This is a genomic window from Rhizobacter sp. P2_H3, assembly GCF_056403355.1.
Window position 1 is genome coordinate 1 of record NZ_JBFUFQ010000083.1, and the last position, 23911, is coordinate 23911.

Sequence of the window (23911 nt, forward strand, 5' to 3'; positions counted from 1 at the left end):
ACGCCAACGCTGCCGACGCCACCGCGAGCCCGCAGACCGCCGTGCAGGCCTTCTACGAGTTGCGCATCGCGCAACTGCCGAACGGCGGCGCGCCCGACGGGCCTGCCCTGAAGCTGATCGCCAGCCTGCTGACGCCGCGCCTGCAGTGCCTGCTGCAGACGGCGCACCGCTACGACGAGGCCTTCCTCGCGACGCAACCGGGCGACAAGCCGCCGTTCGTCGAGGGCGACCTCTACTCCAGCCTGTTCGAGGGCCCGAGCCGCGTGAAGGCCCAGCCGGCGCGGCTGGCCCGCGACATCGCCTGGGTGCCGGTGCGCATGTTCTTCGACGCCGGCGGCAAGAACGATGCGACCGGCTGGACCGACACCGTCGTGCTGAACCGCGTCGACGGCCGCTGGCTGATCGCCGACGTGAACTACGGCGGCAATTTCGCGTTCGGCAACAGCGGCCGGCTCAGCGGCGTGCTCACCGACCAGCTGGAGCGCCCCGATCCGGCGCTGAAGTGGACCGGCCGCGAACTGCGCAGCTGTCCCTGAAGTTGCCAATGAAACAACGGGCCGCGCGCGGCGTGGCACCATGCGCGCCGGACCACCGTCCTCAAACCTCAAAGACAACCCCACGGAGAACCCCGATGAAAGCCACCTTCACCCTCGCCCTGGCCGCCCTGACGCTGGTCGCCGCCCCCGCCTTCGCCGCCGGCAAGTCCTGCGACGAACTGAAGACCGAGATCGCCGCCAAGCTCGACGCCAAGCAGGTCACCGGCTACGTGCTGGAGATCGTCGACGCCGACAAGGTGGGCGACGCCAAGGTCGTCGGCAGCTGCGAAAGCGGCGCGAAGAAGATCACCTACGGCCGCAAATAAGGCGACCGGCCAGCCCGCCGGCTCAGACCGCGCAGCGCCAGTCGGCGCGTGGCGCGGTCGCAGCGATCAGCTCGGCATTCGGCTGGTCGGTGCCGGCCTCCCAAGCGCGGGCTTCGGACTCGCTGCGGCCGAAGCGCATGTGGCGCTCGACGAGCCGGCGCCGCCGCAGCGCGTCGTCCACGTCGACGTACCAGGCTTCGTCGAGCAGCGGCTTCACGCCGGCCCAGCCATCGCGCTCCAGCAGCAGGTAGTTGCCTTCGGTGATCACCAGCGGCACCTCGGCCGGGATCGGGATGGCCGAGGCGATCGGCTCCTCGATCTCGCGGCGGAATTCCGGCGCGTAGACGATGCCGCCTCCGGCCTGCTGGCCGCGCACCCGCTGCAGCAGGGCCACATAGCCGCCGGCATCGAAGGTGTCCGGCGCCCCCTTGCGGCCGGCGCGGCCGAGCCGGGCCAGTTCGACGTTCGCGAGGTGGAAGCCGTCCATCGGCAGCAGCACCGCGGCGCCGTCCAGCGCGTCGACCAGTTGCTGCGCGACGGTCGACTTGCCGGCGCCCGGCGGGCCGACCAGCCCGAGAATGCGGCGGCCGCCGCGTGAGATCAATGCCCGTGCGCGGGCCAATGCCTGTTCGTTCATGCCCGCCAGTGTTGCACCGATGAACCCCGCTTTCCTGTACCTCGACGATTCGATGCTGGTGGTCGACAAGCCGAGCGGCCTGCTGGCCGTGCCCGGCCGCGGCGAGGCCGGGCTCGACAACCAGGCCTCGCGCGTGCAGGCCGCGGTGGCCGATGCGCTGGTGGTGCACCGGCTCGACATGTCGACCTCCGGGCTGATGCTGTTCGCCCGCGGCAAGGAGATGCAGCGCCGCCTCAGCCATGCCTTCGCGCAGCGCGAGGTGCACAAGGAATACATCGCGGTGGTCGACGGGCTGCTGGCGGCCGACCGCGGCGAGATCGACCTGCCGCTGCTCACCGACTGGCCGAACCGGCCGAAGCAGAAGGTCGACTTCGCCGATGGCAAGCCCGCGCTGACCCGCTACACCGTGCTCGAACGCGATGCCGCACGCGGCACCACGCGCCTGCGGCTCGAGCCCGTCACCGGCCGCTCGCACCAGCTGCGCGTGCACCTGCTGGCCATCGGCCACCCGATCGTCGGCGACGCGCTCTACGCGCCGCCCGATGCCCTTGCGAAGGCGCCGCGATTGCTGCTGCACGCACAATCGCTGGCGCTGCCGCACCCGGTCGACGGGCGGCCGATGCGCTTCCACAGCCCCGCCCCGTTCTGACCCCATGCACACCGCCGTCGAGCTCGCCAAGTCGTACCGCCTGTTGAACCACGGGCCCACGGTGCTGGTCAGCGCCGCGCATGGCGGGCAGCGCAACATCATGGCGGCGGCCTGGTCGATGCCGCTGGATTTCAACCCGCCGAAGGTCGCCGTGGTGCTCGACAAGAGCACCGTCACGCGGCAGCTGGTCGAGGGCTCGGGCACGTTCGCGCTGAACGTGCCGACGCGGGCCCAGGCCGAGGCGACGCTGGCGGTCGGCGGCATCTCGGCCCGCGAGCTGCCGGCGGGCCAGGACAAGTTCGCCGCGTTCGGCCTGACGGCCTTCGACGCGAGCCGCATCGAGGCCCCGCTGCTCGAAGGCTGCGCCGCCTGGCTCGAATGCCGGCTGTTGCCCGAGCCGCACCTGCAGAACCAGTACGACCTGTTCCTCGGCGAGGTGATCGCCGCCTGGGCCGATCCGCGCCTGTTCGCCGACGGCCACTGGCTCGACGCCGCGGCCGGCAGCACGGTGCACTACATCGCCGGCGGACGCTTCTTCGCCACCGGCGAAGCCTTCGACGCCAAGGCGCTGCCGCGGCGGTCGTAACATCGCCGTCTCGCGTCCATCACGCCCTCCACCCATGCAGCCCCCAGCCCGCTCCCGCCGCCGCCTGTCGCTGGTGCTGGCGTCGGCGCTGTGGCTGGCAGGCTGTGCCTCTCCCGCGATTCCGCGCGCCACGCTGGAGCAGCAGGTCGCCGACACCGAGCGCGCGTTCGCGAAGACCATGGCCGACCGCGACCACGCGGCCTTCACCAGCTTCCTCGCCGACGACACCGTGTTCTTCTCCGGCCCTGTGCCGCTGCGCGGCAAGGCCGCCGTGGCCGCGTGGTGGAAGCGCTTCTACGAGGGCGACAAGGCCCCGTTCTCGTGGCGCCCCGACAAGGTCGAGGTGCTCGATTCCGGCGAGCTCGCGCTGAGCACCGGCCCGGTGTTCGACCCCGACGGCAAGCCGGTCGCGAGCTTCACCTCGGTGTGGCGCCAGGTCTCGCCGGGCGTCTGGCGCATCGTCTTCGACAAGGGCTGCAACTGCCCCTGACCCCCCTCTTCTTCCTCCCCACGCTTCGTGTCCACACTCCCCGCCGTTCCGCTGTCGCTGTTCTCCCTGCCCGCCTTCATGCGCTTCTGGTACGCGCGGGTCGCGGCCACCATGGCCAACCAGATGCTGATGGTGGCCGTCGGCTGGGAGATGTACGAGCTCACCGGCAGTGCCTGGGACCTGGGCCTGGTCGGGCTGCTGCAGTTCCTGCCGGYGCTGTTGCTGACGCTGGTGGCCGGCCACGTCGCCGACCGGCACGACCGCAGCCGCATCCTCGCGCTGTCGATGGCGGTGCAGCTGGCGATCGCCGGCGTGCTGGCCACCGCCACGCACGGCCACTGGGCCAGCCGCGAGCTGCTGCTGGTGCTGTCGATCGCGATCGGATGCGCGAAGGCCTTCCAGATGCCGGCCCAGCAGGCGATGGTGCCGCTGCTGGTGCCGGCCGACACCCTGCCGCGCGCGATGGCCTTCAGCTCGGGCGGCATGCAGGCCGCCATCATCGGCGGGCCGGCGCTCGGCGGCTTCATCTACGTGGCCGGGGCCGACGTCGTCTACGCCGTCTGCGGCGCGCTGTTCGCGGTCGCCGCGGTGCTGTTCCTGCGCATCGGCCATCCGCACGTGCCGCCGCCGAAGGAGCCGGTGACGCTGCGCACCGTGCTGGCCGGCGTCGGCTTCATCTGGAACCGGCCGGTGGTGCTGGGTGCCATCTCGCTCGACCTGTTCGCGGTGCTGCTGGGCGGCGCCACCGCGCTGCTGCCGATCTTCGCGCGCGACGTGCTGCACACCGGCCCGTGGGGGCTCGGGCTGCTGCGCGGCGCGCCGGCCGTCGGCGCGCTCGCGATGTCGGTCGCGCTGACGCGCTGGCCGCTGCAGCGGCGCGTCGGGCACCTGATGTTCGCAGCGGTCGCGGTGTTCGGGCTGTCGACGCTGGTGTTCGCGGTGTCGAAGGTGTTCGTCGTCTCGCTGATCGCGCTGTGGGTCAGCGGCGCGGCCGACATGGTCAGCGTCGTGATCCGGCAGACGCTGGTGCAGCTCGAGACGCCCAACGAGATGCGCGGCCGCGTCAGCGCGGTCAATTCGATCTTCATCGGCGCGTCGAACCAGCTCGGCGAGTTCGAGTCGGGCGCCACCGCGGCCTTGCTCGGGCCGGTCGGGTCGGTGCTGCTGGGCGGGGTCGGCACGCTGGCCGTCGCAGGCCTCTGGATGAAGCTGTTCCCGGCTTTGACCCAGCGACAACGCCTTACCGGCGATTGACACCCGCCTGCGACAATCCGCGGTTGTCGTATTGGAATGTCGATGATGTCCTGGATGTTGATCGCGGCGGCCCTGCTCGCCGCGCTGGCCCTCGCGGGCCTGTGGTGGGTCCGGCGCCGCGCCGCGCAACGCCGCGAGTTCGTGCCCTTCTCGCTGCCCGGCCTGCCGCAACCGGTGGCCGTCGGGCGGCGCTTCCGCGGCGGCGGCGCACCGGCCACCGGCTGGCCCTCCACGCTCGCCAGCATGCAGTTCGACGATCGCTGATCGAGCGTCGTCCATCGCGATTCGCGATGGGATGTGCCGCAGGCCGTGAAATCCTGCCACCCCTGGAACGGGTGACAAAGCGTGACTTATCCGACATAGCGGTAATACTTCGGCCCCATGACCGAAGCAGCACCCAACCGCCCTGATTTCATCTACCCCGGCGGTTCGCCGCTGATGCACCCGCCGCTTCGGCTGAACCGCTCCCGCATGTACGGCTTCTTCGTGCACGGCGAGCTGGCACGCCTGCAGGCCACCGTCGACGAGACGCTGACCGCGGTGGCCGGCGGCACGATGAGCTTCAAGGTGCTGTCGCCGTTCGTGATGCTGACCTTCACGCAGGTGCAGCATGCGCAGTCGGCCTGGCCATCGGATGCCGCCAAGGGCTGGGGCGAGGAGACCGACATCGTCACCTGGGTGATGGTGGGCCAGGTGCTCGCCGGGCAAACGGGCGTGAGCCGCGTCTTCTTCTACCCGTGCCACATCTGGGTCGACGACTGCATGGCGCTGATCAACGGGCGCGAGCTGTTCGGCTACCCGAAGTACCAGTGCGAGTACACGATGCCGGCCGAGGGCGAGCCGGCCACCCGCTTCACGCTGGCGGCCAAGGGCTTCCAGCCGTTCAGCCCGGAGTCGATGCTGCAGCTGCACCCGCTGCTCGAAGTCACCGCGACAAGCAGCAACGGCGCGCGCCAGGACCTGGCCGGCCTGCCCGAGCTGATCGAGCAGGCGATCGAGCTGCTGGCGGCCAACCTGCCCGGCTTCCTGTCGCTCGACCGCGCCGGCTGGGAGCAGATCGCGCAGATGCTGCGCAGCCCGAACGTGGCACAGATCTTCCTGAAGCAGCTGCCCGATGCATCAGGCATCAAGGCGGTGTACCAGGCGCTGATCGCCGCGCCGGCCAACGTGAAGGCAGTGCGCCAGGTGCAGCTGCTCGGCGACGACTACACCTGCACGCTGCACCCGTTCGCGAGCTTCCCGCTGGACCGCACGCTCGGCCTGCAGCTCGGCGCGCAGCCGGCGATCCTGCCCTTCCACATCGACATGGACTTCGAGGTGCCGGCCGGCGAGGAGCTCTACGACAACTCGCGCATCGCGCCGAAGAAGATCGCGATCCTCGGCGGCGGCGTCGCGGCGATGACGGCGGCCTTCTACCTGACCGACCAGCCAGGCTGGCGCAATGCCTGCGACATCACCGTCTACCAGATGGGCTGGCGGCTCGGCGGCAAGGGCGCGAGCGGGCGCAATGCCGCGCTCGGCCAGCGCATCGAGGAACACGGGCTGCACATCTGGTTCGGCTTCTACGCCAACGCCTTCAAGACCATCCAGCGCGCCTACGAGCTGCTCGACCGCCCCGAAGGCGCGCCGCTGCGCACCTGGCGTGACGCCTTCAAGCCGCAGCAATTCATCACGCTGACCGAGCGTGTGAAAGGTGACTGGAAGCTGTGGCCGATCGAGACCCCGGCGATGCCCGGCGAGCCCGGCCAGGGCGACGAGACGCTGGACCTGTGGCAGATCGTGCAGGTCGGCTACGAGTGGATCAAGCAGTGGCTGGGCGAGCTGAAGGATGCCGAGGCGCATGGCGAGCTCGGCCCGGCGCATCGTGCGATCCCTGCCGACGTCCTGGCCAACCTCCCTGTGGGCAGCTGGCTGCACCGGCTCGCCGCGCACGTCGAGGACGACGTGCTGTCGCTGTGCAGCGATGTCGGCGTCGCGTTCGCCGCGCTGCAGCGCTTCAGCGCCGACCTGCCGGCCGCGCTGCGCGACCACGACCCCGGCCACCACCTGCTGCAGTCGAGCGCGCTGAAATGCGTGCGCACCTGGCTGCATGCGCGCTTCAACGGCCTGCTGGCCGACAGCGGCATCGCCGACGACCTGCGCCGCCTCTACATCTGCGCCGACCTGGGCCTGACCAGCATCATCGGCATGATCGAGGACGAGGTGCTGACGAAGGGCTTCGACGTGATCAACGGCGAGGACTTCCAGGCCTGGCTGACGCGCCACGGCGCGAACCCGCAGGTGACGGTGCGCTCGGCGCCGGTGGTCGGCTTCTACGACCTGGTGTTCGCCTACGAGGACGGCAACTTCGACAAGCCGGACATCGAGGCCGGCACGATGCTGCGCGGCATGCTGCGCGTGGCCTTCGACTACCACGGCGCGATCATGTGGAAGATGCAGGCCGGCATGGGCGACGTGGTGTTCACGCCGTTCTACCAGCTGCTGAAGGAACGCGGCGTGAAGTTCGAGTTCTTCCACAAGGTCGACGAGCTGGTGCCCGATGCCGCCGGCAAGAAGGTTGCCGAGATCCGCATGACGCGCCAGGCGGCGCTCGCCGACCCGGCGCAGGCCTACGCTCCGCTGGTCGACGTGAACGGCCTGGCCTGCTGGCCGAGCGCGCCGCGCTTCGAGCAGCTCGACGCCGCGCAGGTCGCGCTGATGCGCCGCCACGGCATCAACCTCGAATCGAACTGGAGCGACTGGCCCGAGGTGTATGCCGCCGCGTTCGGGCAGCCGCTGCCGACGCGCACGCTGAAGCTCGGCGAGGATTTCGACCAGGTGGTCTTCGGCATTTCGGCCGCATCGGTCGCGCAACTGTGCCCGCAGCTCGTCGCGCGCAGCCCGGCGCTGGCCGCGTCGTGCGAGCACGTGAAGGCAGTCGCGACCCAGGCCTACCAGGTGTGGCTGAACCGCGACCTGCACGAGCTCGGCTGGACGCTGACGGGCCCCGACGGCCAGCAGCCGGTGCTCAGTTCGTTCAGCGAGCCCTTCGACACCTGGGCGCCGATGGACCAGTTGCTGTGCCGCGAAGCGTGGCCGCCGGCGATCGCGCCGAAGAACGTCTCGTACTTCTGCAGCGCGTTGCCGCTCGCGAGCTACCCGCCGTACAGCGACCACGCGTTCCCGAAGCGCATGGCCGAGCAGGTCAAGCAAGGGGCGATCGAGCAGCTGCAGCGGCGCATCGGCACGCTGTGGCCGAAGGCCGTGACGGCGGAGGGCTTCCGCTGGCCGCTGCTGGTCGACCCGTCCGGCGCCGTCGGGCCGGCACGCTTCGACAGCCAGTACTGGCGCGCCAACGTCGATCCGTCGGAGCGCTACGTGCTGTCGGTGGTCGGCAGCAGCCGCTACCGCCTGGCGACCGACGGCACCGGCTTCTCGAACCTGTTCGTCACCGGCGACTGGATCCGCACCGGGCTGAACGCCGGCTGCGTCGAGGCGGCGACGATGGCCGGCATGCAGACCGCGCGCGCGATCTGCGGCCATCCGGCGGTGATCGTCGGCGAGCGGGACGTTTAAGAACGCTTCAGGGCCGCGGCTGATGCTTGTTGTTACAGTCGACCCCTTCATGAGAAGCCCGTCCCGCCACGCACCGCACGCCCGCAGCCTGCGATCGTGCCTGTCTGCCTGGATCGCGGGGCTGCTGTGGCTGATGGCCGGCAGCGTGCTCGCGCAGACGGCGGTGTCGCCGACCGAGCCGGTGGAGCTGACCCGCAGCGGCCAGTTCTACCTCGCCGAGGCGAACGAGGAGCCGCCCGACGTCGACCGGCTGGCCGACTGGCTCGCGCGCAAGACGCCGGTGGACCATGTGTCGCTGCTCGGCGGGCGCTACTGGTTCCATGCGACGGTGCGCAACGACTCGCCGGCAACGCAGTGGGTGATCGACCCGCATGCGAGCCTGATGGAGCACGTCGGCGGATGGATCTACGTCGGCGGCCAGCCGCCGCAGACCTTCGTGACCGGCTACCACGCCGACACGCCCTACATGCTGCACTACGGCAGCGACATCACGCTGCCGCGCGGCAGCTCGGCGCACGTGCTGCTGCGCATCGACAGCCGCTACTTCGCGCGGCTGCCCGGCATCGACATCCAGACCAAGGCCGAGTACCGCCGCACCGTGATCTCGGAGAACGTGCTGGCGCTGTTCGCGCTCGGCGCGCTGCTGACGCTCGCGCTCTACAACCTCTTCATGTTCCTCGGCACGCGCGACAAGGCGCTGCTGTACTACGCGCTGTACCTGGTGACGGCCACGGCCGGCTGGGGGCTGACCTTCCACATCCCGGCGCAGTGGCTGGGCTGGCACGGGCTGCAGTGGCACTACCTGCCGTTCTTCCTGATGGTGGTGTTCAACACCCTCTTCTACATCGAGTTCCTGCAGCTGCGAGAAGCCAACCCGCGGCTCGCGTGGGCGGGCCATGCCAACCTGGTGCTGGCGCTGGTGCTGCTGCCGAGCTGCTTCATCGCGGTGTCATGGGCGCACACGCTGGCGACGATCGTCATCTCGATCTCGCTGACACTCGCGCTCATCGCCGGGCTCGTGCGGCTGTGGTCGGGCTACCTGCCGGCGCGCTACTTCCTCGCGGCCTTCCTCGCGCTGCTGCTGCCGGCGCTGGTGATCCTGCCGGCCAACCTCGGCCTGAGCCAGGACATGGTGCGCAACCCGGAGCTGATCACGCTGCTGGGCAGCACCGCCGACGCGATCCTGCTGGCCTTCGCGCTGGCCGACAAGATCCGGCTGCTCGCGCTCGAGAAGGACGGCTACATGGTGCAGCTGCACCGCGCGCTCGACCAGGCCAGCACCGATTCGCTGACCGGCATCGGCAACCGCCATGCGTTCGACCGCACGCTGTCGAAGCTGACGGCCGCCGACTCGTCGGCCGGGCTGATGCTGGTGATGATCGACCTCGACGGCCTGAAGCGCATCAACGACGAGCGCGGCCATGCGCACGGCGACGCGCTGCTGTGCGAGTTCTCGCGCCAGCTGCAGACGCTGCGCGACCGCGACATGACGGTGTTCCGGCTCGGCGGCGACGAGTTCGCGGTGCTCGGCGACATGCGCCATGAAGACGAGACGCGACACGACATGCGCCGCTTCGAGGAGCGGCTGCACGCCGCCGGCTTCGAGGGCTGCGGCATCAGCTTCGGCATCGCGTTCGGCTCGGAGATCACGTCCAGCAGCCAGCTGCTGATCCATGCCGACGCGCGCATGTACCGCCACAAGTCGACCAAGCGCGACGCCCCGGGCGGCGCCGCGCAGCCCTTCAATCCTCGCCGCGCTTGAGCTTCATGCGCTCGCGTGCCAGCCGGCCGCGCGCCTTCCACTGCGACAGCTGCTGGTGCCGCTCGAGCACGGTCAGCGTGTCGCGCCGCACCTCGCGCAGCAGCTTGTGGTAGTTGCGCACGCGGTCGGCGCCGACGCCTTCGCGCACCGCGCAACCCGGCTCGTCCTCGTGGCGGCAGTCGCGGAAGCGGCACTGCAGCGCGAGCGTCGCGATGTCGTCGAAGCTGAGCGCGAGCCGCGCCTCGTCGGTGTCGGGTCGCAGCGTGCGCAGCCCCGGCGTGTCGATCACGCAGGCGCCTCCCGGCAGGCGGTGCAGCGAGCGCGAGGTGGTGGTGTGCTTGCCGCGGCTGTCGTGCTCGCGCACCGCGCCGGTGTCCTGCAGCTCGGTGCCGGCCAGCGTGTTGGTGAGCGTGGACTTGCCGGCGCCCGACGAGCCCATCAGCACGACGGTCTGGCCGGCTGACAGCCACGGCTGCAAGGCCTGCGCGGCCTCGGCGCTGCGGCCATTGACGGCCAGCAGCTCGACATTCGCCGGCAGCCGGCCGCGCAGCTGCGCGCGGGCCTCGTCGAGGGCCTGCGGCGGCACCGCATCGGCCTTGGTCAGCACGACCACCGGCTGCACGCCGCTGCCCTGCACCAGGATCAGGTAGCGCTCCAGGCGGCGCGGGTTGAAGTCGTCGTCCAGCCCCATCACGAGGAAGGCGGTGTCGACATTGCTGACGACCGGGTGGCGGCGCCCGTCGGCATCGCGCCGCGCGATGTGGCTGAGCGGCGGCACGCGTTCGTGCACCCAGCACTGGCCGTGGGCGTCGGCGGCGCCGATGACCCAGTCGCCGACGGCCAGGCCGGTGTCGTCGTCATCGAGCGCGCGCATCAGGCGTGGCAGCACGCGCGCACTGTGCGAGTGCTCGCCGTCGTGCAGCTCGACGGTCTCGCGGTGCACTTCGGTCAGGCGCATCAGGCGGGCGCCGGGTGGGAAGGTTTCAGGAAGGGACGCGGGAAACGTGGAAAAGGAGGCGGCCTCGGCGGCCATCGCGGGCGTGAGCCCCATCGAGCGCAGGCGCTCGACATCGATCTCGATCATGGTGGGTGGTGTCTTTCATCATCGCAGCCGGCGCACGCGCCGAGCCAGGAGCCCCGTGCGGCGAAGGCCGTGCGGGGCAACGAAGGAATGAAAGCTGTGCCGCGGCGGCAGGGGCGCCGGCGGGAAGATCAGGACCCGAAGAGGGAGTCGGGCTCGATCAGCGCTGGAGCGAAGTGCAATCCGCGGACAGCAGGAGGGCAATGTCAGTGGTTCTCATCGCGTGGTCTCCTTGTGGCTGTGGGAGCGGACCCAACCGGGGCGGCCGGGGACTTCGGGCGCGCAGTGTGGCATGGCCGGTATCCACGCGTCAATGTCATTGCAAAGGCGCGACAATGCGGCTCCCCTGCTGGATTGGAGCGTTGGGATGATTCGATCGCTTTACATCGTCACCGGCGCATCGCGCGGCCTGGGTGCGGCAATGGCGGAACGACTGCTCGCCCCCGGCACGCAACTGCTGTGCATCTCGCGGCGCACCAGCGAGGCGCTGGCCCTGAAGGCCGGTGCCGCCAACGCACGCTGCGAACAATGGGCGATGGACCTCGCGACACCGCTGCCGGTGGCGCACCGGCTGTCGGCATGGCTCGCGCAGATCGACCACACCTCGTTCGACACCGCGACGCTGATCAACAACGCCGGCGTGCTGACGCGCGTCGGCCCGCTGGGTCATGTCGACGGCACCGATGTGTCGAACGCGCTGCGCGTCGGGCTGGAGGCACCGCTGCTGCTGACCGCCGCGTTCCTGCGCGCGACGCTCACGTGGCCGACACGGCGGCGCGTGCTGCAGATCTCGTCAGGCCTCGGGCGGCGCGCGATGGCCGGCCAGGCGATCTACGCTGCGGCCAAGGCCGGGCTCGATCATGCGGCCCGCACGATCGCGCTCGATGAAGCGCTGCAGCCGAACGGCGCGAAGATCGTCTCGCTGGCGCCCGGCGTGATCGACACCGAGATGCAGGCCCGGCTGCGCGACAACCCGGCGGATGGCTTCCCGGACCAGTCGCATTTCGTGAACCTGCAGCGCAACGGCGGGCTGGCGTCGCCGGCCGAGGCCGCGGCCAAGGTGCTGGCCTACCTGGACCGCACCGATTTCGGCAGCCAGCCGGTGGCGGACGTTCGGGACGCCTGAGCCTAGGAACGGTCGAGTCTGGGTGGGGCGGAGGGGACTTCGCGCGCTTCGACGTCGACCACGTTGGCCGGGTCGACCGCCGCACCACCCCGCGTGAAGCCGCCGAACGGCTGGCGCGGATCGACCTTGAAGCGCCGCACCTGGGGCTTGCGGCCGCGCAGCAGTGCCCACGTGATCAGTGTCAGCGTGAGGACGATGCCCAGCAGCAGCAGCCCGGCCGCGAAGACGGCGCCGATCACGATGGCGACCAGGCGAATCAGGAAGGCGAACACGCGGCGGAAGATCATGGACAAGGGGCACCTCGTTGGCGAGCCGGCATTATCAGGCCGGCCCCGGCGCAGGGTCTTTCAGGTCTTTCAACGCTGATTTCAGCCGCGCTCGCCGCGCGCCGCACGGGCCTGCTGCGCGAGCTGCACGTCGCTGGCTTCACGCTTGCCGGTCACGACCACCTGCGGCATCACGATCACCGGCATCTTCTTGCCGGTGATGGTGACCATCGGCATCGTGATCACTTCCGGCGCCACCGCGGCGACCTGCGCGCCGGCCTGGACCCGCGGCTGGCACAGCAGCACGGCGGCGGACAGCGTGGCAACGATCAGCGTCAGTTGGGTCAGGCGGGTGGTGGTCATGTCGGGCTCCAGTCGGTGGTTTGTGTCGTCGATGGAGTCAGTATCGGCAGCCACTCCGCCCGTTCCCAGCGTGTTGCGACGGCCCGGCCCGGCGCGCGGATGAACTGCAGCCGGGCGCGACGAACCGGCCGCGCCTCGGCGAACTCAGCCCCCCAGCGGACCTTGGAACCCGCCCTGGCGGAAGGTCAGCACCAGCGTGTCGCGGTGCGCGCTGTGCTGCGCATCGGCCGACAGCGGCTGGATCGRCGTGCTCTCATGGATCACGCGTTCGTCGTCGAGCATCAGCGTGGTCCACGGCTCGCTCATCGTGAAGCGGATGCCGTTCGGGCCCTCGGCCTCGAAGACCCGCGTCTCGCCGCCCTTCACGCCGCGGCGGCCGACCAACAGCACCGCGACGAAGTCGACGCCGTCGCGGTGTGCGCCCTCGGGCGTCGGCCGGCCGATGCCATCGGTGGTGTCGATGCGGAACTGGTGCGCCTCGACGAACCACGGCCGCGCGCCCTTCAGCGCGCTGCAGGCCTCGGCCATGCGCAGCAGCAGGCGCGCCCACACCGGCTGCGCGACGACGCCGGCCGCCATCGGCTCGAACCAGCGCTCGATGCCGCCGTGCAGCGCGTTGTAGGCCACCGGCTGCCAGTGCGCGCGATGCGGCGACGGCGTGAGCGTCGTGCCGTCGACCACGAAGCAGGAATGGCGGCGCCGCCGGTAGCGGCCGCCATCGCGCAGGTAGCCGTCGGGCGGCAGGTCGTCCCAGCTGGCCTCCAGCGCCTGCAGCTCGGCCGCGTCGGCCGCGAGCCAGTCGCGCAGGCCGGCCGGGCTGATCACGCCGTGGCCCTTGGCGCGCAGGTCGGGCACGAGTTGCGAGGCGGTGACGTAAGGGGGCAGCATGCGTTCGGTCATGCCGCGATGATGCCAGCCCGAAAGCGTCATCGTGCTGCCGCTATGCTTGCGGCCTGCGCCTCCTCAAGCCTTTTCAGAAAGCGGGTTTCATGTACCACGGCGAGCGTTTCAACAGCTTCACGCACCTGGCCGGCCTGCTGCTGGCGATCGGCGGCGGCACGGTGCTGATCGTGCAGTCGTCGCTGCACGGCGATGCCTGGCAGATCGTCGGCGCGAGCATCTTCGCAGCCACCATGATCCTGCTGTACGGCGCATCGACGCTGTACCACAGCGTGCGCGGCGCAGCCAAGCGCGTGCTGGTGAAGTTCGACCACTGCGCCATCTACCTGCTGATCGCCGGCACCTACACGCCGTTCGCGCTGGTCACGCTGCGCGGGCCGTGGGGCTGGTCGTTGTTCGGCGTGGTGTGGGGGCTCGCGGTGGTCGGCATCGTGAAGGAATTGAGCCTGGGCCGCGAGCGCATTCCTTCCGTGCCGCTGTACGTGGCGATGGGCTGGCTGGCGCTGATCGCCGCGGTGCCGCTGGTGCGCGAGCTGCCGTGGGCGGCACTCGCCTGGCTGGTGGCGGGCGGGCTGTGCTACACCGGTGGCATCGTGTTCTACGCGAACGACGAGCGCTGGCGCCATGCGCATGGCGTGTGGCACCTGTTCGTGCTGGCGGGCACGGCCTGCCACTTCGTCACCGTGCTGCTGTACGTCGCATGAGCGGTGTCCTCCATCCGCGCGCGGCCGAGCTGATCGCGCTGCTGCAGCTGCAGCCGCATCCCGAGGGCGGGCACTACCGCGAGTTCTTCCGCGCGGCGTCATCCATCACGCCGGGCGATGGCCGCCCGCCGCGCAGCGCGCTGACGAGCATCGATTTCCTGCTCGGCCGCGGCCAGTACAGTGCGTGGCACCGCGTCGCGTCGGACGAGGTCTGGCACCTGCTCGAAGGCGGACCGCTGCGGCTGTGGCTGATGCCGCCGTCGCTGGATCGCATCGAATCGGTGACGCTGGCGCCGGTGAGCGCCGCGACGCAGCCGCGCTTCACGGTGCCGGCACAGTGGTGGCAGGCCGCCGAGCCGGTCGGCGACTTCGCGTACGTGGGGGCGACGGTGGCACCGGGCTTCGACTTCGCCGATTTCTCGTTCCTGCGCGACCACGCCGATGCGGTGTCGGCCGTGCGCGCATTGAAGGCCGATCTCGCAAGGCTGTCTGGATGAGCGACACACCCGCCCAACCCCGCAACCCGCTGCACGGCCTCACGCTCGAGGCCTTGCTGACCGAGCTGGTCGCGCACTACGGCTGGCCGGGCCTGGCCGAGCGCGTCCAGCTGCGCTGCTTCAGCATCGAACCGAGCATCCCGTCGAGCCTGAAGGTGCTGCGCAAGACACCGTGGGCGCGCGAGAAGGTCGAGAGCCTCTACCTCTTCATGTTGCGAGAAAGAGACCGCGCGGCCCGCGCGAGCAAGCCGCGCTGAGCTGGGCCTTCGAGCCCGGTTTGCCGGGGAAGTTCCGCCTTTCTGCTGCACTGCAACATCATGTTGCAGGCCCTCGAAAAACTTCACGTTGAGGAGGTGTCGCGTTCACATGCGCGGCTGATCCTGCTTGCATGTCGGACAAGCGATCCGGCAGTCCTACTGAGAGAAACAGGAGTGAAAGCATGATCAAACTGAGCAGCAAACTCATCATCGCCTCGGCCGCCTCGCTGATGGCACTCGCAGCGCACGCCCAATCGGTGCAACCCGGCCCGTACGTCGGCGGCAGCATCGGCACGACCAAGTTCCACGGCGACAACATCGGCGGGCTGGACATCGACACCACCGACACCGGCGGCAAGATCTACGGCGGCTACCAGTTCACGCCGAACTTCAGCCTGGAAGGCGGCTGGGTCGGGCTGGGCAAGTACAGCGCCAGCGGCAGTGAGCTGAAGCTGAACAACGGCGTGTTCCTCGACGCCGTCGGCACCTTCCCGGTGGCGCAGGACTTCTCGCTGCTGGGCCGCGTGGGTGTCTACAACGGCAAGGCCGATCGCACGGTCAACGGCGTGAACGACAGCGAGCGCGGCACCGACGTGAAGTACGGTGCGGGCGTTCAGTACGACCTGTCGAAGAACACCGCGATCCGTGGTGAATGGGAGCGGTACCGCGTGAAGGCGCTGGACATCAAGGACAACACCGACCTGTTCTCGGTCGGCGTGAACTATCGCTTCTGATCTGTCGCCTTCCAGGCACCTTCCGGGGCGGGCTGCGTCGGCACCAGCACGCGAATGCGCGTGCCGGTCAGGCCGACCACCTGCCCCGCCCTGATCTTGCAGGTCTTGCGCAGTTCGGTCTGCCCATCGACCTCGACCTTGCCCTCGGCCACCATCGTCTTCGCGGCGCCTCCGCTGTGGCACACGCCGGTGGCCTTCAACAGGGCATCGAGCGGGATGAAGTCGCCGCGCAGTTCGAAATCGATCTGGTTCATGCGGCGAATTGTCGCGCGAGCAGCGCATACGAATGCCGCCGCACCGCGGGATCGTGCGCCCAGGTGTTGATCACGAGTTCTTCCAGCCCGAAATCGCTGGCGAGCGCGCGCAGCTTGTCGGCCACTTGCGCAGCCGTGCCGACAAACGCCTTGCGCCGCATCGGCTCGATGACCGCCATCTCGTCCGGCGTGAAGCCACGCGCGGCGATCTGATCCGGAGACTGCAGCGGCCCGAGCAGGCCGCGGTTGCGGTCGACGCGCCAGCGCTCGCGGCTCAAGGCCAAGTGCAGCGCGGTCTCTTCGGTATCGGCCGCCAGGGCCCAGACGCAGACGGTCGCCTGTGGCTTGGGATGCCGCTCGCTCGGCTGGTAGAGGCGGTGGTACAGGTCGAGCGCCTGCTCGGCGCCTTGTCCGTCGGTGAAGAAATAGGCGAACGCATAGGGCAGCCCGAACTGCGCGGCCATCTGCGCGCCATAGTCGGAGCTGCCGAGGATCCACACCTGCGGCGCATGCTCGCCGCGCGGGTGCGCGACGATGCCGCGATGGCGCAGGCCGCTGGTCCAGGCCTGCAGGTCACGCACCTGCTCCGGGAAATTCTCCGCACTGCCATACGCATGCGGATTGAGCGCCTGCGCGGTGCGCATGTCGCCGCCGGGAGCGCGGCCGACACCGAGGTCGATGCGACCGGGTGCCAGCGCCTCGAGCACGCGAAACTGCTCGGACACTTTCAGTGCCGCGTAGTGCGGCAGCATCACGCCGGCACTGCCGATGCGGATGCGGCTGGTGCGGGCGGCGATCGCGGCCATCACGATCTCGGGCGCGCTGCCGACGATCGTTGGCAGGCTGTGGTGCTCGCTGACCCAGAAGCGCTCATAGCCGAGGGCTTCGCAGTGCTGCGCGAGCTCGAGGGTGTCGCGGATGGCGGCGTCTTCGCCTTGGCCGCTCAATGCGACGGATTGATCCAGGACTGAGAGTTTCATTGTCGCGAGAGCGCTTCGGCGTGATGCGCGATGTGGTCGGCCATGAAGGTCGAGATGAAGTAGTAGCCGTGGTCGAAGCCCGCATGGCGTCGCAAGGTCAACGGCTGACCGGCCGCGTTGCAGGCAGCTTCGAACAGCTCCGGATGCAACTGCGTCGCCAGGAATCGATCGGCCAGGCCCTGGTCGATCAGCAGGTGCGATGTGCGCGCCCCGGCCTTCACCAGCTCGGTGGCATCGTGCTCGCGCCAGGCCTGCCGGTCTTCACCCAGGTAGCCACGGAACGCCTTGTCGCCCCACGGGCTCTGCATCGGCGCGGCAATCGGCGCGAAGGCCGAGACGCTGCGGAACAGCGTTGGATGCTTCAGGCCCAGCGTCAGTGCGCCATGCCCACCCATCGAGTGCCCGAACAGGCCGAGACGGCTCGTGTCCGCCGCGAACTGCGCTTCGATCAGCGCCGGCAGTTCCTGCGTCAGCCAGCTGGCCATGCGCCAGTGCGTGCGCCACGGCGCTTCGGTGGCATCGAGGTAGAAGCTGGCCGCCGTGCCGAAATCCCACGACGCATCGGCCTCGGCGATGCCGGTGCCGCGCGGACTCGTGTCCGGCGTCACGAGCATCAGCCCGAGCTTTGCCGCGTGCTGCTGTGCGCCCGCCTTCATCGCGAAGGTCTGCTCGTTGCACTCCAGGCCGGCCAGGTAGATCAGCACCGGCACGCGTCCCGACGCGGCCTGCGGCGGCCTGAACACGCCGAAGCGCATCGGCAGGCCGATCGCGTCCGACACATGCTCGTGAAAACCTTGCACGCCACCGAAGCACGCCTGCTCCGACAAGGTCTTCACCGGCCCGCCGCCAGTCACGCTTTCAGTCATACACCACCACCGAACGGATCGACTCGCCACGCTTCATCAGGTCAAAGCCGTGGTTGATGTCGTTCAACGCCAGCTTGTGCGTGATCAGCTCGTCGATGCGCAGCTTGCCTTCCATGTACCAGTCGACGATCTTCGGCACGTCGGTGCGGCCGCGCGCACCCCCGAAGGCCGAGCCCTTCCACTCGCGGCCCGTCACCAGCTGGAACGGGCGCGTCGAGATCTCCTGCCCCGCCGCCGCCACGCCGATGATGATGCTCTGCCCCCAGCCCTTGTGGCAGCACTCCAGCGCCTGCCGCATCGTGGTCGTGTTGCCGATGCACTCGAAGCTGTAGTCGGCGCCGCCATCGGTCAGCTGCACGATCGCATCGACCACGTTGTCGACCTCGCGCGGGTTGATGAAGTGCGTCATGCCGAAGCTGCGCGCCATCGCCTCGCGCGCCGGGTTCAGGTCGACGCCGATGATCTTGTCGGCCCCCACCATCTTCGCGCCCTGGATCACGTTCAGCCCGATCCCGCCCAGGCCGAACACGACCACGTTCGCACCCGCCTCCACCTTCGCGGTGAAGAGCACCGCGCCGACACCCGTCGTCACGCCGCAGCCGATGTAGCAGACCTTGTCGAACGGCGCGTCGCTGCGGATCTTCGCCAGCGCGATCTCCGGCACCACGATGTGGTTGCTGAAGGTCGATGTGCCCATGTAATGCAGGATCGGCTTGCCGTCGATCGAGAAGCGGCTCGTCGCGTCCGGCATCAGCCCCTTGCCCTGCGTGCCGCGGATCAGCTGGCACAGGTTGGTCTTGCGCGACAGGCAGAACTTGCACTGCCGGCACTCCGGCGTGTACAGCGGGATCACGTGGTCGTCGCGCTTCAGGCTCGTGACCCCCGGCCCGACCTCCAGCACCACGCCCGCGCCCTCGTGGCCGAGGATCGCCGGGAACAACCCTTCGGGATCGGCGCCCGACAGCGTGAACTCGTCGGTGTGGCAGATGCCGGTCGCCTTCACCTCCACCAGCACCTCGCCGGCGCGCGGCGCCGCCAGGTCGACCGTCTCGATGCTCAAGGGGTGGCCGGCCTTCCAGGCCACGGCGGCTTTCGTCTTCATCAGCAGCTCCTTGCGGGCACCGGGCGCGCAAATGGCGGGCATTGTGCGATGTGGCTGCCGGCGCGTCCGCCTGTCGTGTGGAAACACCGTCACCGGGGACGATTCTCGACACGGTGTGCGGAATGTCCCGACCCGTGGTGTATATTCCGCCGCACAGGTATACGCAAGACTGTGGTTGTGAGTGATCTTTTGCGACGCCGTGCTGGTTCCAGCCCGGTTCTGTTGAAATCCCCGAATAACGCTTGAGTGTCTCTGCATGCGTCGGCATGTGCTGCCGCATTACTACTGATAGAAATAGGAAACGTCCATGACGACGCAAACCGGTACCGTGAAGTGGTTCAACGAGAGCAAGGGCTACGGCTTCATCGCTCAAGACGCGGGCGGCGCTGACCTGTTCGCCCACTTCCGTGACATTCAAGGCAACGGCTTCAAGACGCTGCTGGAAAACCAGCGCGTTGAATTCGAAGTGAAGCAAGGCCAGAAGGGCCTGCAAGCCGCGAACATTCGCGTGCTGTGATGCAGCGCAGGGCGCAAGCCCTGCTGCAAGACGAACGCGGCCCCCGGGCCGCGTTTTCTTTTGGGGAAGTGCTTCCTACCGCTTGACCTGCGCCGTCTCGATCGCCAGCTTGTTGTCGACGCCGCTCACGCCCTTTACCGCCATCGCGATGCGCTCGGCCCGCTGGCGGGCGTCCTCGCTCGGTGCCGAGCCGTACAGCGCCACCTTGCCATCGTGCGTGTCGACGTTCACGCGCAGCGCGCTGAGGTCCGGATCCTTCGCGATGTCGGCCTTGATCGATGCCGTGATCGCCCCGTCGGCGATCGACTGACCGATCTGCGAGGTGCCGTCCTGGCTCGCCTGCGACGCATCGCGGGCCGCGGTCTTCACGTCGGCGACCGACTGCTTCGCGTTCTGCTTCACCTCGTTGGCCGCCTGCTCGGCCGTCGACACCGCCGAATCCAGTTTCTGCCCGACGGTGCGGTGGTCGCTCGAATCGCAACCCGCCGCCAGCGCGACGATCGGTGCGGTCACGCACAGGGTCCACAAGAGCTTGCTCATCTCGATTTCTCCTTCAGTGTGACGACTGTAGGTTCGCCCCCCGGCGCCCCCTGTCGGCGCCCCGCCTGATCGCCTGTCGGACAAGGTCGACATCGGCGCTACCATCAAACGGCATCCCCCAAAACCAACATATCCAGGAGACATCGCGATGCCCACCTCCCTCGAGAACCAGCAGATCCGCCTGGCCGCCCGCCCGGTCGGCCTGCCCACCGCCGACAACTGGCAGTTCACGACCGAGCCGGTCGCCGAGCCCGAGGCCGGCGGCGTGCTCGTGAAGACCCAGGCGCTGTCGCTCGACCCGGCGATGCGCGGCTGGATGAACGAGGGCAAGAGCTACATCCCGCCGGTCGGCATCGGCGAGGTGATGCGGGCCGGCGGCATCGGCAGCGTCGTCGCCTCGAAGAACCCGGCCTTCGCGGTCGGCGACACCGTCAGCGCCACGCTGGGCGTGCAGCAGTACTGCCTGATCCCCGAGGCCGGCATCCGCCGCCATGCGCTGTTCAAGATCGACCCGCGGCTGGGCACGCCGATGCAGTGGCTCAACGTGCTCGGCATGCCCGGCATGACGGCCTGGTTCGGCCTGATGGACGTGGGCCAGCCGAAGCCCGGCGAGACCATCGTCGTGTCGGGCGCGGCCGGCGCGGTCGGGCAGACCGTCGGCCAGCTCGCCAAGGTGAAGGGCCTGCGCACCGTCGGCATCGCCGGCGGCCCCGCCAAGTGCGAATGGGTCGTCAAGGAGCTGGGCTTCGACGCCTGCATCGACTACAAGGCCGGCGCGGTGAAGGACGGCCTGAAGCAGAACTGCCCGCAGGGCGTCGACATCTACTTCGACAACGTCGGCGGCGAGATCCTCGACACCGTGCTGACGCGCATCAACCGCCACGCCCGCATCGTGATCTGCGGCGCGATCAGCCAGTACAACAACACGACCCCGGTGAAAGGCCCCGCCAACTACCTGTCGCTGCTGGTCAACCGCGCCCGCATGGAAGGCATGGTGGTGTTCGACTACGCCGACCGCTACCCGGTCGCCATCGCCGAGCTGGGCGAGCTGCTGCAGGCCGGCCGCATCCGCAGCCGGGAAGACGTGGTCACCGGGCTGGAGAACTTCCCGCAGGCCTTGCTGAAGCTGTTCAGCGGCGAGAACTTCGGCAAGCTGGTGCTGCAGGTCGCTGGCTGAGCCCGGCTGGCCACGGACGGGCGTCCCTGCGGGCAAGTGCGCTGGACGCCTGCCGCATTCGGCACAACACTTGCCCTCCATGGCTGTTCCCGACGCGTCCCCCTCCGATTCGCCCGGCGAGCAGTTGCCGATCGAGACGGCGCGGGCACTGCTGGCCGCGAGTCCCGACGCGCTGCTGCAGCTCGACGCCGCCGGCCTCATCGCCTGGAGCAACGGCCGCCTCGAGGCCGCCTGCGGGCAGCCCCCCGGCGCATTGCAGGGGCGCGATGTGCGCCAGTTGCTCGGCCTGCCGCCGCAGGCTGCCCTGGCGGCCGCCGAACACCGCTGGACCACGCCCTCCGGCACGCAGCGCTGGCTGAGCCTGCAGACACCCGGCCCGCAGCTGCTGCTGGTGCAGGACATCACCGACGTGCGCGCGCTCGGCGACGAGGCGCGCCGGCTCGCCGAGCTGCTCGACATGGCGCAGGAATTCGGGCGCCTGGGCGTCTGGGAGCGTGACATCCCGTCCGGCGAAGGCCGCTGGGATCGCCACATGTTCCGCTTCTTCGGCCTGGACCCGGCCGGCGGCACGCCGAACTTCGCGCGCACCGCGCAGCACATCCACCCGGACGACCGGGTCGACCCGCGGATCTTCGAGTCGATGACCGAGCCCGGCCAGTACGCGCGGCGCTACCGCATCGTGATGCCCGACGGCGGGATCCGGCGCGTGCATTCGCAATGGGAGGTCAAGTCCCCCCCCGGCGGCGGCACGCCGACCCGCGCGATCGGCATCATGGTCGACGACACCGAGGCCTACGAGCTGGCCGAGTCGTTCAACGACACCAGCGCGCAGCTGAAGATCGCGGTCGACCTGGGCAACATCGCGATCTGGCGCCATGACCTGAAGCGCAACCGCATGTACTACAACGAGCGCGCGTACCAGGTGCTCGACATCACGCCGCGGCCCGAGGGCATGGCGCTGGAGGAGGTGCGGGCGCTGATCCACCCCGACGACCTGCCGCAGGTGCTGGCCACCTCGCAGGCCGCGCTGCGCTCGGACCGCCCGGTCGACATGGAAGCCCGCTACCGCCGCCCGGACGGCAGCTTCCGCTATGTGCTGACGCGCCGTGTGGTGCGCCGCGATGCCGAGGGCACGCCGATCGAGTTCGTCGGCGTCGCGCTCGACGTGACCGAGCAGGTCGAGCACACGCGGCGCGCGACCGAGATCGCGAAGCGGCTGGAGATCGCCGCCACGGCGGCGGGCCTGGGCATCTGGAGCCGCGACCCGCAGACCCGCCAGGCCGAGTGGAACGACGAGATGTTCCGCATCATCGGCCGGCCGAAGGAGGCGGGCGTGCCATCGGGCGCCGAGTGGATGGGCGAGGTCGTGCACCCGGACGACCGCGCCTTCATGGAGCGCGTGCGCGACGAGATCCGCGCAAGCGACGCGGTGTCGGTGGAGCACGAGTACCGCATCCGCCGCCCCGACGGCGAGGTGCGCTGGCTGGTGAACCGGGTGCGGCGCGAATTGCGCGATGGCCGGCCGATGCTGTTCGGCATCACGATCGACGTGACCGAGCGCGTGAAGACCGAAGCCGCGCTGCGCAGCGCGAACGAGCGCATCGGCCTGGCGGTGCGCAGCGTGGGCATCGGCACCTGGGAATGGCTGCCGCGCACCGACACCTCGGTGTGGGACGAGGCGATGTTCCGGCTGCGCGGCCTGGAGCCGTCGGACCACGTGCCGAACGAGGCCGAGCGCGCGGCGCTGGTGTGGCCCGAGGACCGCGAGCGGGTCGCGGCCGCGCTCGAGGAATCGGTGCGCAACCGCAGCAGCGCGGCCTATGAGTTCCGCGTCGTGTGGCCTGACGGTTCGGTGCACTGGCTGGCCTCGCGCTCGACGGCGGTGACGGATGCGAGCGGCCAGGTGCATCGCCACATGGGGGTGAACTGGGACATCACCGATGCGCGCAGCGCCGAGATCGCTCGCCAGGAGCGGGCCGTCGCGCAGCGCGAGAGTTCGGCCAAGTCGGAGTTCCTGGCGCGCATGAGCCACGAGCTGCGCACGCCGCTGAACGCGGTGCTGGGCTTCGCGCAGCTGCTGCAACTCGACGCGCGTGCGCTGAGTGCCGACCACAACCACAAGGTCGAGCACATCGCCGCGGCCGGCCGGCACCTGCTGTCGCTGATCAACGACGTGCTCGACCTGTCGAGCCTGGAGAGCGGCAACCTGCGGCTGGACCTGCAGCCGCTTGCGCTGCACGAGGTGGTGTACGAGACCTTGCCGCTGGTGGAGGCGCTGGCGCGCGAGCACGGCGTGACGCTGCATGCCGACCGGCTGCAGGCGACCGTGCGCGCCGACCGGATCCGGCTGCGCCAGGTGCTGATCAACCTGTTGACGAACGGGATCAAGTACAACCGGCCCCATGGACGCGTCACGCTGACCTGCACGGTCGATGCGACGCACGTGACGCTGCATGTGGCAGACACGGGTCGCGGGCTGCGGCCCGACCAGTTGCCGCAGCTGTTCGAGCCGTTCAACCGGCTCGGCATCGAGAACGAAGGCATCGACGGCACCGGCATCGGGCTGGCCGTCGTCAAGGCGCTCGTCGAGCGCATGGAAGGAACCGTCATGGCCAGCAGCCAACCGGGTACGGGATCGCAGTTCGATGTCCGCCTGCCGCGCGACGATGCACCGGCCGCGCCGCTGCCCGCCGGCGCGCGGCCTGCGGCGACAACGCCGGCGCGCGTTCCGGAACCGGCGCCGGGCGAGCGC

At 69.6% G+C, this 23911-nt stretch carries 27 protein-coding genes; 17 read left to right on the top strand and 10 right to left on the bottom strand.

All coding sequences use genetic code 11. The features are described from left to right. Nucleotides 1-536: YqhG/Tai3 family protein (locus tag AC1D1T_RS16620; RefSeq protein ID WP_477992176.1), on the top strand; the 536-nt coding region annotated here is incomplete at its 5' end. Nucleotides 537-631: 95 nt separating this feature from the next. Further along, nucleotides 632-862: a DUF1161 domain-containing protein gene (locus tag AC1D1T_RS16625; RefSeq protein ID WP_047511396.1), complete on the top strand. Its 231-nt coding sequence runs from the start codon at nt 632-634 to the stop codon at nt 860-862. Nucleotides 863-884: 22 nt separating this feature from the next. On the opposite strand, the gene AC1D1T_RS16630 is transcribed toward AC1D1T_RS16625, so the two are convergent. Continuing rightward, nucleotides 885-1499, bottom strand: a complete 615-nt coding sequence (locus AC1D1T_RS16630; RefSeq protein WP_477840335.1) for a nucleoside/nucleotide kinase family protein — start codon at nt 1497-1499, stop codon at nt 885-887. A gap of 19 nt (nt 1500-1518) precedes the next feature. On the opposite strand from AC1D1T_RS16630, the gene AC1D1T_RS16635 reads away from it, so the two are divergent. From AC1D1T_RS16635 to AC1D1T_RS16665, 7 genes are all read left to right on the top strand, one after another. Beyond that, nucleotides 1519-2148, top strand: a complete 630-nt coding sequence (locus AC1D1T_RS16635) for a pseudouridine synthase (RefSeq protein ID WP_477828427.1) — start codon at nt 1519-1521, stop codon at nt 2146-2148. A gap of 4 nt (nt 2149-2152) precedes the next feature. Then, nucleotides 2153-2734: a flavin reductase family protein gene (locus AC1D1T_RS16640; RefSeq protein WP_477828426.1), complete on the top strand. Its 582-nt coding sequence runs from the start codon at nt 2153-2155 to the stop codon at nt 2732-2734. A 34-nt stretch (nt 2735-2768) separates the two neighbouring features. Next, on the top strand, nt 2769-3224 hold the full coding sequence (locus AC1D1T_RS16645; RefSeq protein WP_477828425.1) for a YybH family protein: 456 nt from the start codon (nt 2769-2771) through the stop codon (nt 3222-3224). A 78-nt stretch (nt 3225-3302) separates the two neighbouring features. After that, entirely contained in the window at nt 3303-4478 is a 1176-nt protein-coding gene (locus tag AC1D1T_RS16650) for an MFS transporter (RefSeq protein WP_477992182.1), read from the top strand. Nucleotides 4479-4523: 45 nt separating this feature from the next. Next, nucleotides 4524-4742 (top strand): hypothetical protein, encoded by a 219-nt coding sequence (locus AC1D1T_RS16655; protein ID WP_156155126.1) that lies wholly within the window; start codon nt 4524-4526, stop codon nt 4740-4742. Between the two features lie 117 nt (nt 4743-4859). Further along, complete coding sequence (locus AC1D1T_RS16660) at nt 4860-8033, top strand: NAD(P)-binding protein (RefSeq protein ID WP_477992177.1); 3174 nt, start codon at nt 4860-4862, stop codon at nt 8031-8033. 49 nt (nt 8034-8082) lie between these two features. Then, nucleotides 8083-9795: a GGDEF domain-containing protein gene (locus AC1D1T_RS16665; protein WP_477826428.1), complete on the top strand. Its 1713-nt coding sequence runs from the start codon at nt 8083-8085 to the stop codon at nt 9793-9795. On the opposite strand, the gene rsgA is transcribed toward AC1D1T_RS16665, so the two are convergent. After that, entirely contained in the window at nt 9776-10879 is a 1104-nt protein-coding gene (gene rsgA / locus AC1D1T_RS16670) for a ribosome small subunit-dependent GTPase A (RefSeq protein ID WP_477992178.1), read from the bottom strand. The two genes, AC1D1T_RS16665 and rsgA, sit on opposite strands and share 20 nt — an antisense overlap. A 364-nt stretch (nt 10880-11243) precedes the next feature. On the opposite strand from rsgA, the gene AC1D1T_RS16675 reads away from it, so the two are divergent. Then, nucleotides 11244-12002: an SDR family NAD(P)-dependent oxidoreductase gene (locus AC1D1T_RS16675; RefSeq protein WP_465113176.1), complete on the top strand. Its 759-nt coding sequence runs from the start codon at nt 11244-11246 to the stop codon at nt 12000-12002. Between the two features lie 2 nt (nt 12003-12004). On the opposite strand, the gene AC1D1T_RS16680 is transcribed toward AC1D1T_RS16675, so the two are convergent. The 3 genes from AC1D1T_RS16680 to AC1D1T_RS16690 all read right to left on the bottom strand — a co-directional run bounded on the left by AC1D1T_RS16680 (nt 12005) and on the right by AC1D1T_RS16690 (nt 13531). Next, a complete protein-coding gene (locus AC1D1T_RS16680) occupies nt 12005-12295 on the bottom strand; it encodes a hypothetical protein (protein ID WP_465113175.1) in 291 nt (96 codons plus the stop codon). 75 nt (nt 12296-12370) lie between these two features. Beyond that, complete coding sequence (locus tag AC1D1T_RS16685; RefSeq protein ID WP_047511379.1) at nt 12371-12631, bottom strand: hypothetical protein; 261 nt, start codon at nt 12629-12631, stop codon at nt 12371-12373. Between the two features lie 144 nt (nt 12632-12775). After that, nucleotides 12776-13531: a 2OG-Fe dioxygenase family protein gene (locus AC1D1T_RS16690; RefSeq protein ID WP_477992179.1), complete on the bottom strand. Its 756-nt coding sequence runs from the start codon at nt 13529-13531 to the stop codon at nt 12776-12778. 89 nt (nt 13532-13620) lie between these two features. Here AC1D1T_RS16690 and trhA point away from each other — a divergent pair, with 89 nt between their 5' ends. The 4 genes from trhA to AC1D1T_RS16710 all read left to right on the top strand — a co-directional run bounded on the left by trhA (nt 13621) and on the right by AC1D1T_RS16710 (nt 15723). Beyond that, nucleotides 13621-14235: a PAQR family membrane homeostasis protein TrhA gene (gene trhA, locus AC1D1T_RS16695; RefSeq protein ID WP_465113173.1), complete on the top strand. Its 615-nt coding sequence runs from the start codon at nt 13621-13623 to the stop codon at nt 14233-14235. Continuing rightward, nucleotides 14232-14732 carry a cupin domain-containing protein gene (locus AC1D1T_RS16700; RefSeq protein ID WP_477826129.1) on the top strand — a complete coding sequence of 167 codons (501 nt, stop codon included), beginning with the start codon at nt 14232-14234 and terminating at the stop codon, nt 14730-14732. Before trhA ends, AC1D1T_RS16700 begins: the two co-directional genes overlap by 4 nt. Then, nucleotides 14729-14989 carry a VF530 family protein gene (locus AC1D1T_RS16705; RefSeq protein WP_047511373.1) on the top strand — a complete coding sequence of 87 codons (261 nt, stop codon included), beginning with the start codon at nt 14729-14731 and terminating at the stop codon, nt 14987-14989. The genes AC1D1T_RS16700 and AC1D1T_RS16705 overlap by 4 nt, the downstream gene beginning before the upstream one ends. Nucleotides 14990-15171: 182 nt before the next feature. Continuing rightward, on the top strand, nt 15172-15723 hold the full coding sequence (locus AC1D1T_RS16710; protein WP_052213034.1) for a porin family protein: 552 nt from the start codon (nt 15172-15174) through the stop codon (nt 15721-15723). Here the strand turns inward: AC1D1T_RS16710 and AC1D1T_RS16715 are convergent. Genes AC1D1T_RS16715 through AC1D1T_RS16730 form a run of 4 tightly spaced genes read right to left on the bottom strand, consistent with a single transcriptional unit; the run spans nt 15711 to nt 18925 of the window. Further along, on the bottom strand, nt 15711-15977 hold the full coding sequence (locus AC1D1T_RS16715) for an RNA-binding S4 domain-containing protein (protein WP_047511371.1): 267 nt from the start codon (nt 15975-15977) through the stop codon (nt 15711-15713). The two genes, AC1D1T_RS16710 and AC1D1T_RS16715, sit on opposite strands and share 13 nt — an antisense overlap. Further along, nucleotides 15974-16957 carry an LLM class flavin-dependent oxidoreductase gene (locus AC1D1T_RS16720; RefSeq protein WP_465113171.1) on the bottom strand — a complete coding sequence of 328 codons (984 nt, stop codon included), beginning with the start codon at nt 16955-16957 and terminating at the stop codon, nt 15974-15976. Before AC1D1T_RS16720 ends, AC1D1T_RS16715 begins: the two co-directional genes overlap by 4 nt. Beyond that, nucleotides 16954-17823 carry an S-formylglutathione hydrolase gene (fghA, locus tag AC1D1T_RS16725; RefSeq protein WP_477826131.1) on the bottom strand — a complete coding sequence of 290 codons (870 nt, stop codon included), beginning with the start codon at nt 17821-17823 and terminating at the stop codon, nt 16954-16956. The genes AC1D1T_RS16720 and fghA overlap by 4 nt, the downstream gene beginning before the upstream one ends. Continuing rightward, nucleotides 17816-18925 carry an S-(hydroxymethyl)glutathione dehydrogenase/class III alcohol dehydrogenase gene (locus AC1D1T_RS16730; RefSeq protein WP_047512248.1) on the bottom strand — a complete coding sequence of 370 codons (1110 nt, stop codon included), beginning with the start codon at nt 18923-18925 and terminating at the stop codon, nt 17816-17818. The genes fghA and AC1D1T_RS16730 overlap by 8 nt, the downstream gene beginning before the upstream one ends. A gap of 307 nt (nt 18926-19232) precedes the next feature. On the opposite strand from AC1D1T_RS16730, the gene AC1D1T_RS16735 reads away from it, so the two are divergent. After that, complete coding sequence (locus AC1D1T_RS16735; RefSeq protein ID WP_047511365.1) at nt 19233-19442, top strand: cold-shock protein; 210 nt, start codon at nt 19233-19235, stop codon at nt 19440-19442. Nucleotides 19443-19517: 75 nt separating this feature from the next. Here the strand turns inward: AC1D1T_RS16735 and AC1D1T_RS16740 are convergent, their stop codons facing one another. Then, nucleotides 19518-19982 (bottom strand): BON domain-containing protein, encoded by a 465-nt coding sequence (locus tag AC1D1T_RS16740; protein WP_052213033.1) that lies wholly within the window; start codon nt 19980-19982, stop codon nt 19518-19520. Between the two features lie 148 nt (nt 19983-20130). Between AC1D1T_RS16740 and AC1D1T_RS16745 the strand changes: the two genes are divergently transcribed. Together AC1D1T_RS16745 and AC1D1T_RS16750 are read left to right on the top strand one after the other, a co-directional pair. Beyond that, nucleotides 20131-21159 carry an NADP-dependent oxidoreductase gene (locus AC1D1T_RS16745; RefSeq protein WP_477992180.1) on the top strand — a complete coding sequence of 343 codons (1029 nt, stop codon included), beginning with the start codon at nt 20131-20133 and terminating at the stop codon, nt 21157-21159. Between the two features lie 79 nt (nt 21160-21238). Beyond that, nucleotides 21239-23911, top strand: a 2673-nt coding sequence (locus AC1D1T_RS16750; RefSeq protein WP_477992181.1) for a PAS domain-containing sensor histidine kinase, incomplete at its 3' end; no start/stop codon positions are given.

Coding starts and splice junctions, on each gene's coding strand:
- AC1D1T_RS16625 (WP_047511396.1), top strand. CDS start 632: ATGAAAGCCACCTTCACCCTCGCCCTGGCCGCCCTGACGCTGGTCGCC.
- AC1D1T_RS16630 (WP_477840335.1), bottom strand. CDS start 1,499: ATGAACGAACAGGCATTGGCCCGCGCACGGGCATTGATCTCACGCGGC.
- AC1D1T_RS16635 (WP_477828427.1), top strand. CDS start 1,519: ATGAACCCCGCTTTCCTGTACCTCGACGATTCGATGCTGGTGGTCGAC.
- AC1D1T_RS16640 (WP_477828426.1), top strand. CDS start 2,153: ATGCACACCGCCGTCGAGCTCGCCAAGTCGTACCGCCTGTTGAACCAC.
- AC1D1T_RS16645 (WP_477828425.1), top strand. CDS start 2,769: ATGCAGCCCCCAGCCCGCTCCCGCCGCCGCCTGTCGCTGGTGCTGGCG.
- AC1D1T_RS16655 (WP_156155126.1), top strand. CDS start 4,524: ATGTCCTGGATGTTGATCGCGGCGGCCCTGCTCGCCGCGCTGGCCCTC.
- AC1D1T_RS16660 (WP_477992177.1), top strand. CDS start 4,860: ATGACCGAAGCAGCACCCAACCGCCCTGATTTCATCTACCCCGGCGGT.
- AC1D1T_RS16665 (WP_477826428.1), top strand. CDS start 8,083: ATGAGAAGCCCGTCCCGCCACGCACCGCACGCCCGCAGCCTGCGATCG.
- rsgA (WP_477992178.1), bottom strand. CDS start 10,879: ATGATCGAGATCGATGTCGAGCGCCTGCGCTCGATGGGGCTCACGCCC.
- AC1D1T_RS16675 (WP_465113176.1), top strand. CDS start 11,244: ATGATTCGATCGCTTTACATCGTCACCGGCGCATCGCGCGGCCTGGGT.
- AC1D1T_RS16685 (WP_047511379.1), bottom strand. CDS start 12,631: ATGACCACCACCCGCCTGACCCAACTGACGCTGATCGTTGCCACGCTG.
- trhA (WP_465113173.1), top strand. CDS start 13,621: ATGTACCACGGCGAGCGTTTCAACAGCTTCACGCACCTGGCCGGCCTG.
- AC1D1T_RS16700 (WP_477826129.1), top strand. CDS start 14,232: ATGAGCGGTGTCCTCCATCCGCGCGCGGCCGAGCTGATCGCGCTGCTG.
- AC1D1T_RS16705 (WP_047511373.1), top strand. CDS start 14,729: ATGAGCGACACACCCGCCCAACCCCGCAACCCGCTGCACGGCCTCACG.
- AC1D1T_RS16710 (WP_052213034.1), top strand. CDS start 15,172: ATGATCAAACTGAGCAGCAAACTCATCATCGCCTCGGCCGCCTCGCTG.
- AC1D1T_RS16715 (WP_047511371.1), bottom strand. CDS start 15,977: ATGAACCAGATCGATTTCGAACTGCGCGGCGACTTCATCCCGCTCGAT.
- AC1D1T_RS16720 (WP_465113171.1), bottom strand. CDS start 16,957: ATGAAACTCTCAGTCCTGGATCAATCCGTCGCATTGAGCGGCCAAGGC.
- fghA (WP_477826131.1), bottom strand. CDS start 17,823: ATGACTGAAAGCGTGACTGGCGGCGGGCCGGTGAAGACCTTGTCGGAG.
- AC1D1T_RS16730 (WP_047512248.1), bottom strand. CDS start 18,925: ATGAAGACGAAAGCCGCCGTGGCCTGGAAGGCCGGCCACCCCTTGAGC.
- AC1D1T_RS16735 (WP_047511365.1), top strand. CDS start 19,233: ATGACGACGCAAACCGGTACCGTGAAGTGGTTCAACGAGAGCAAGGGC.
- AC1D1T_RS16740 (WP_052213033.1), bottom strand. CDS start 19,982: ATGAGCAAGCTCTTGTGGACCCTGTGCGTGACCGCACCGATCGTCGCG.
- AC1D1T_RS16745 (WP_477992180.1), top strand. CDS start 20,131: ATGCCCACCTCCCTCGAGAACCAGCAGATCCGCCTGGCCGCCCGCCCG.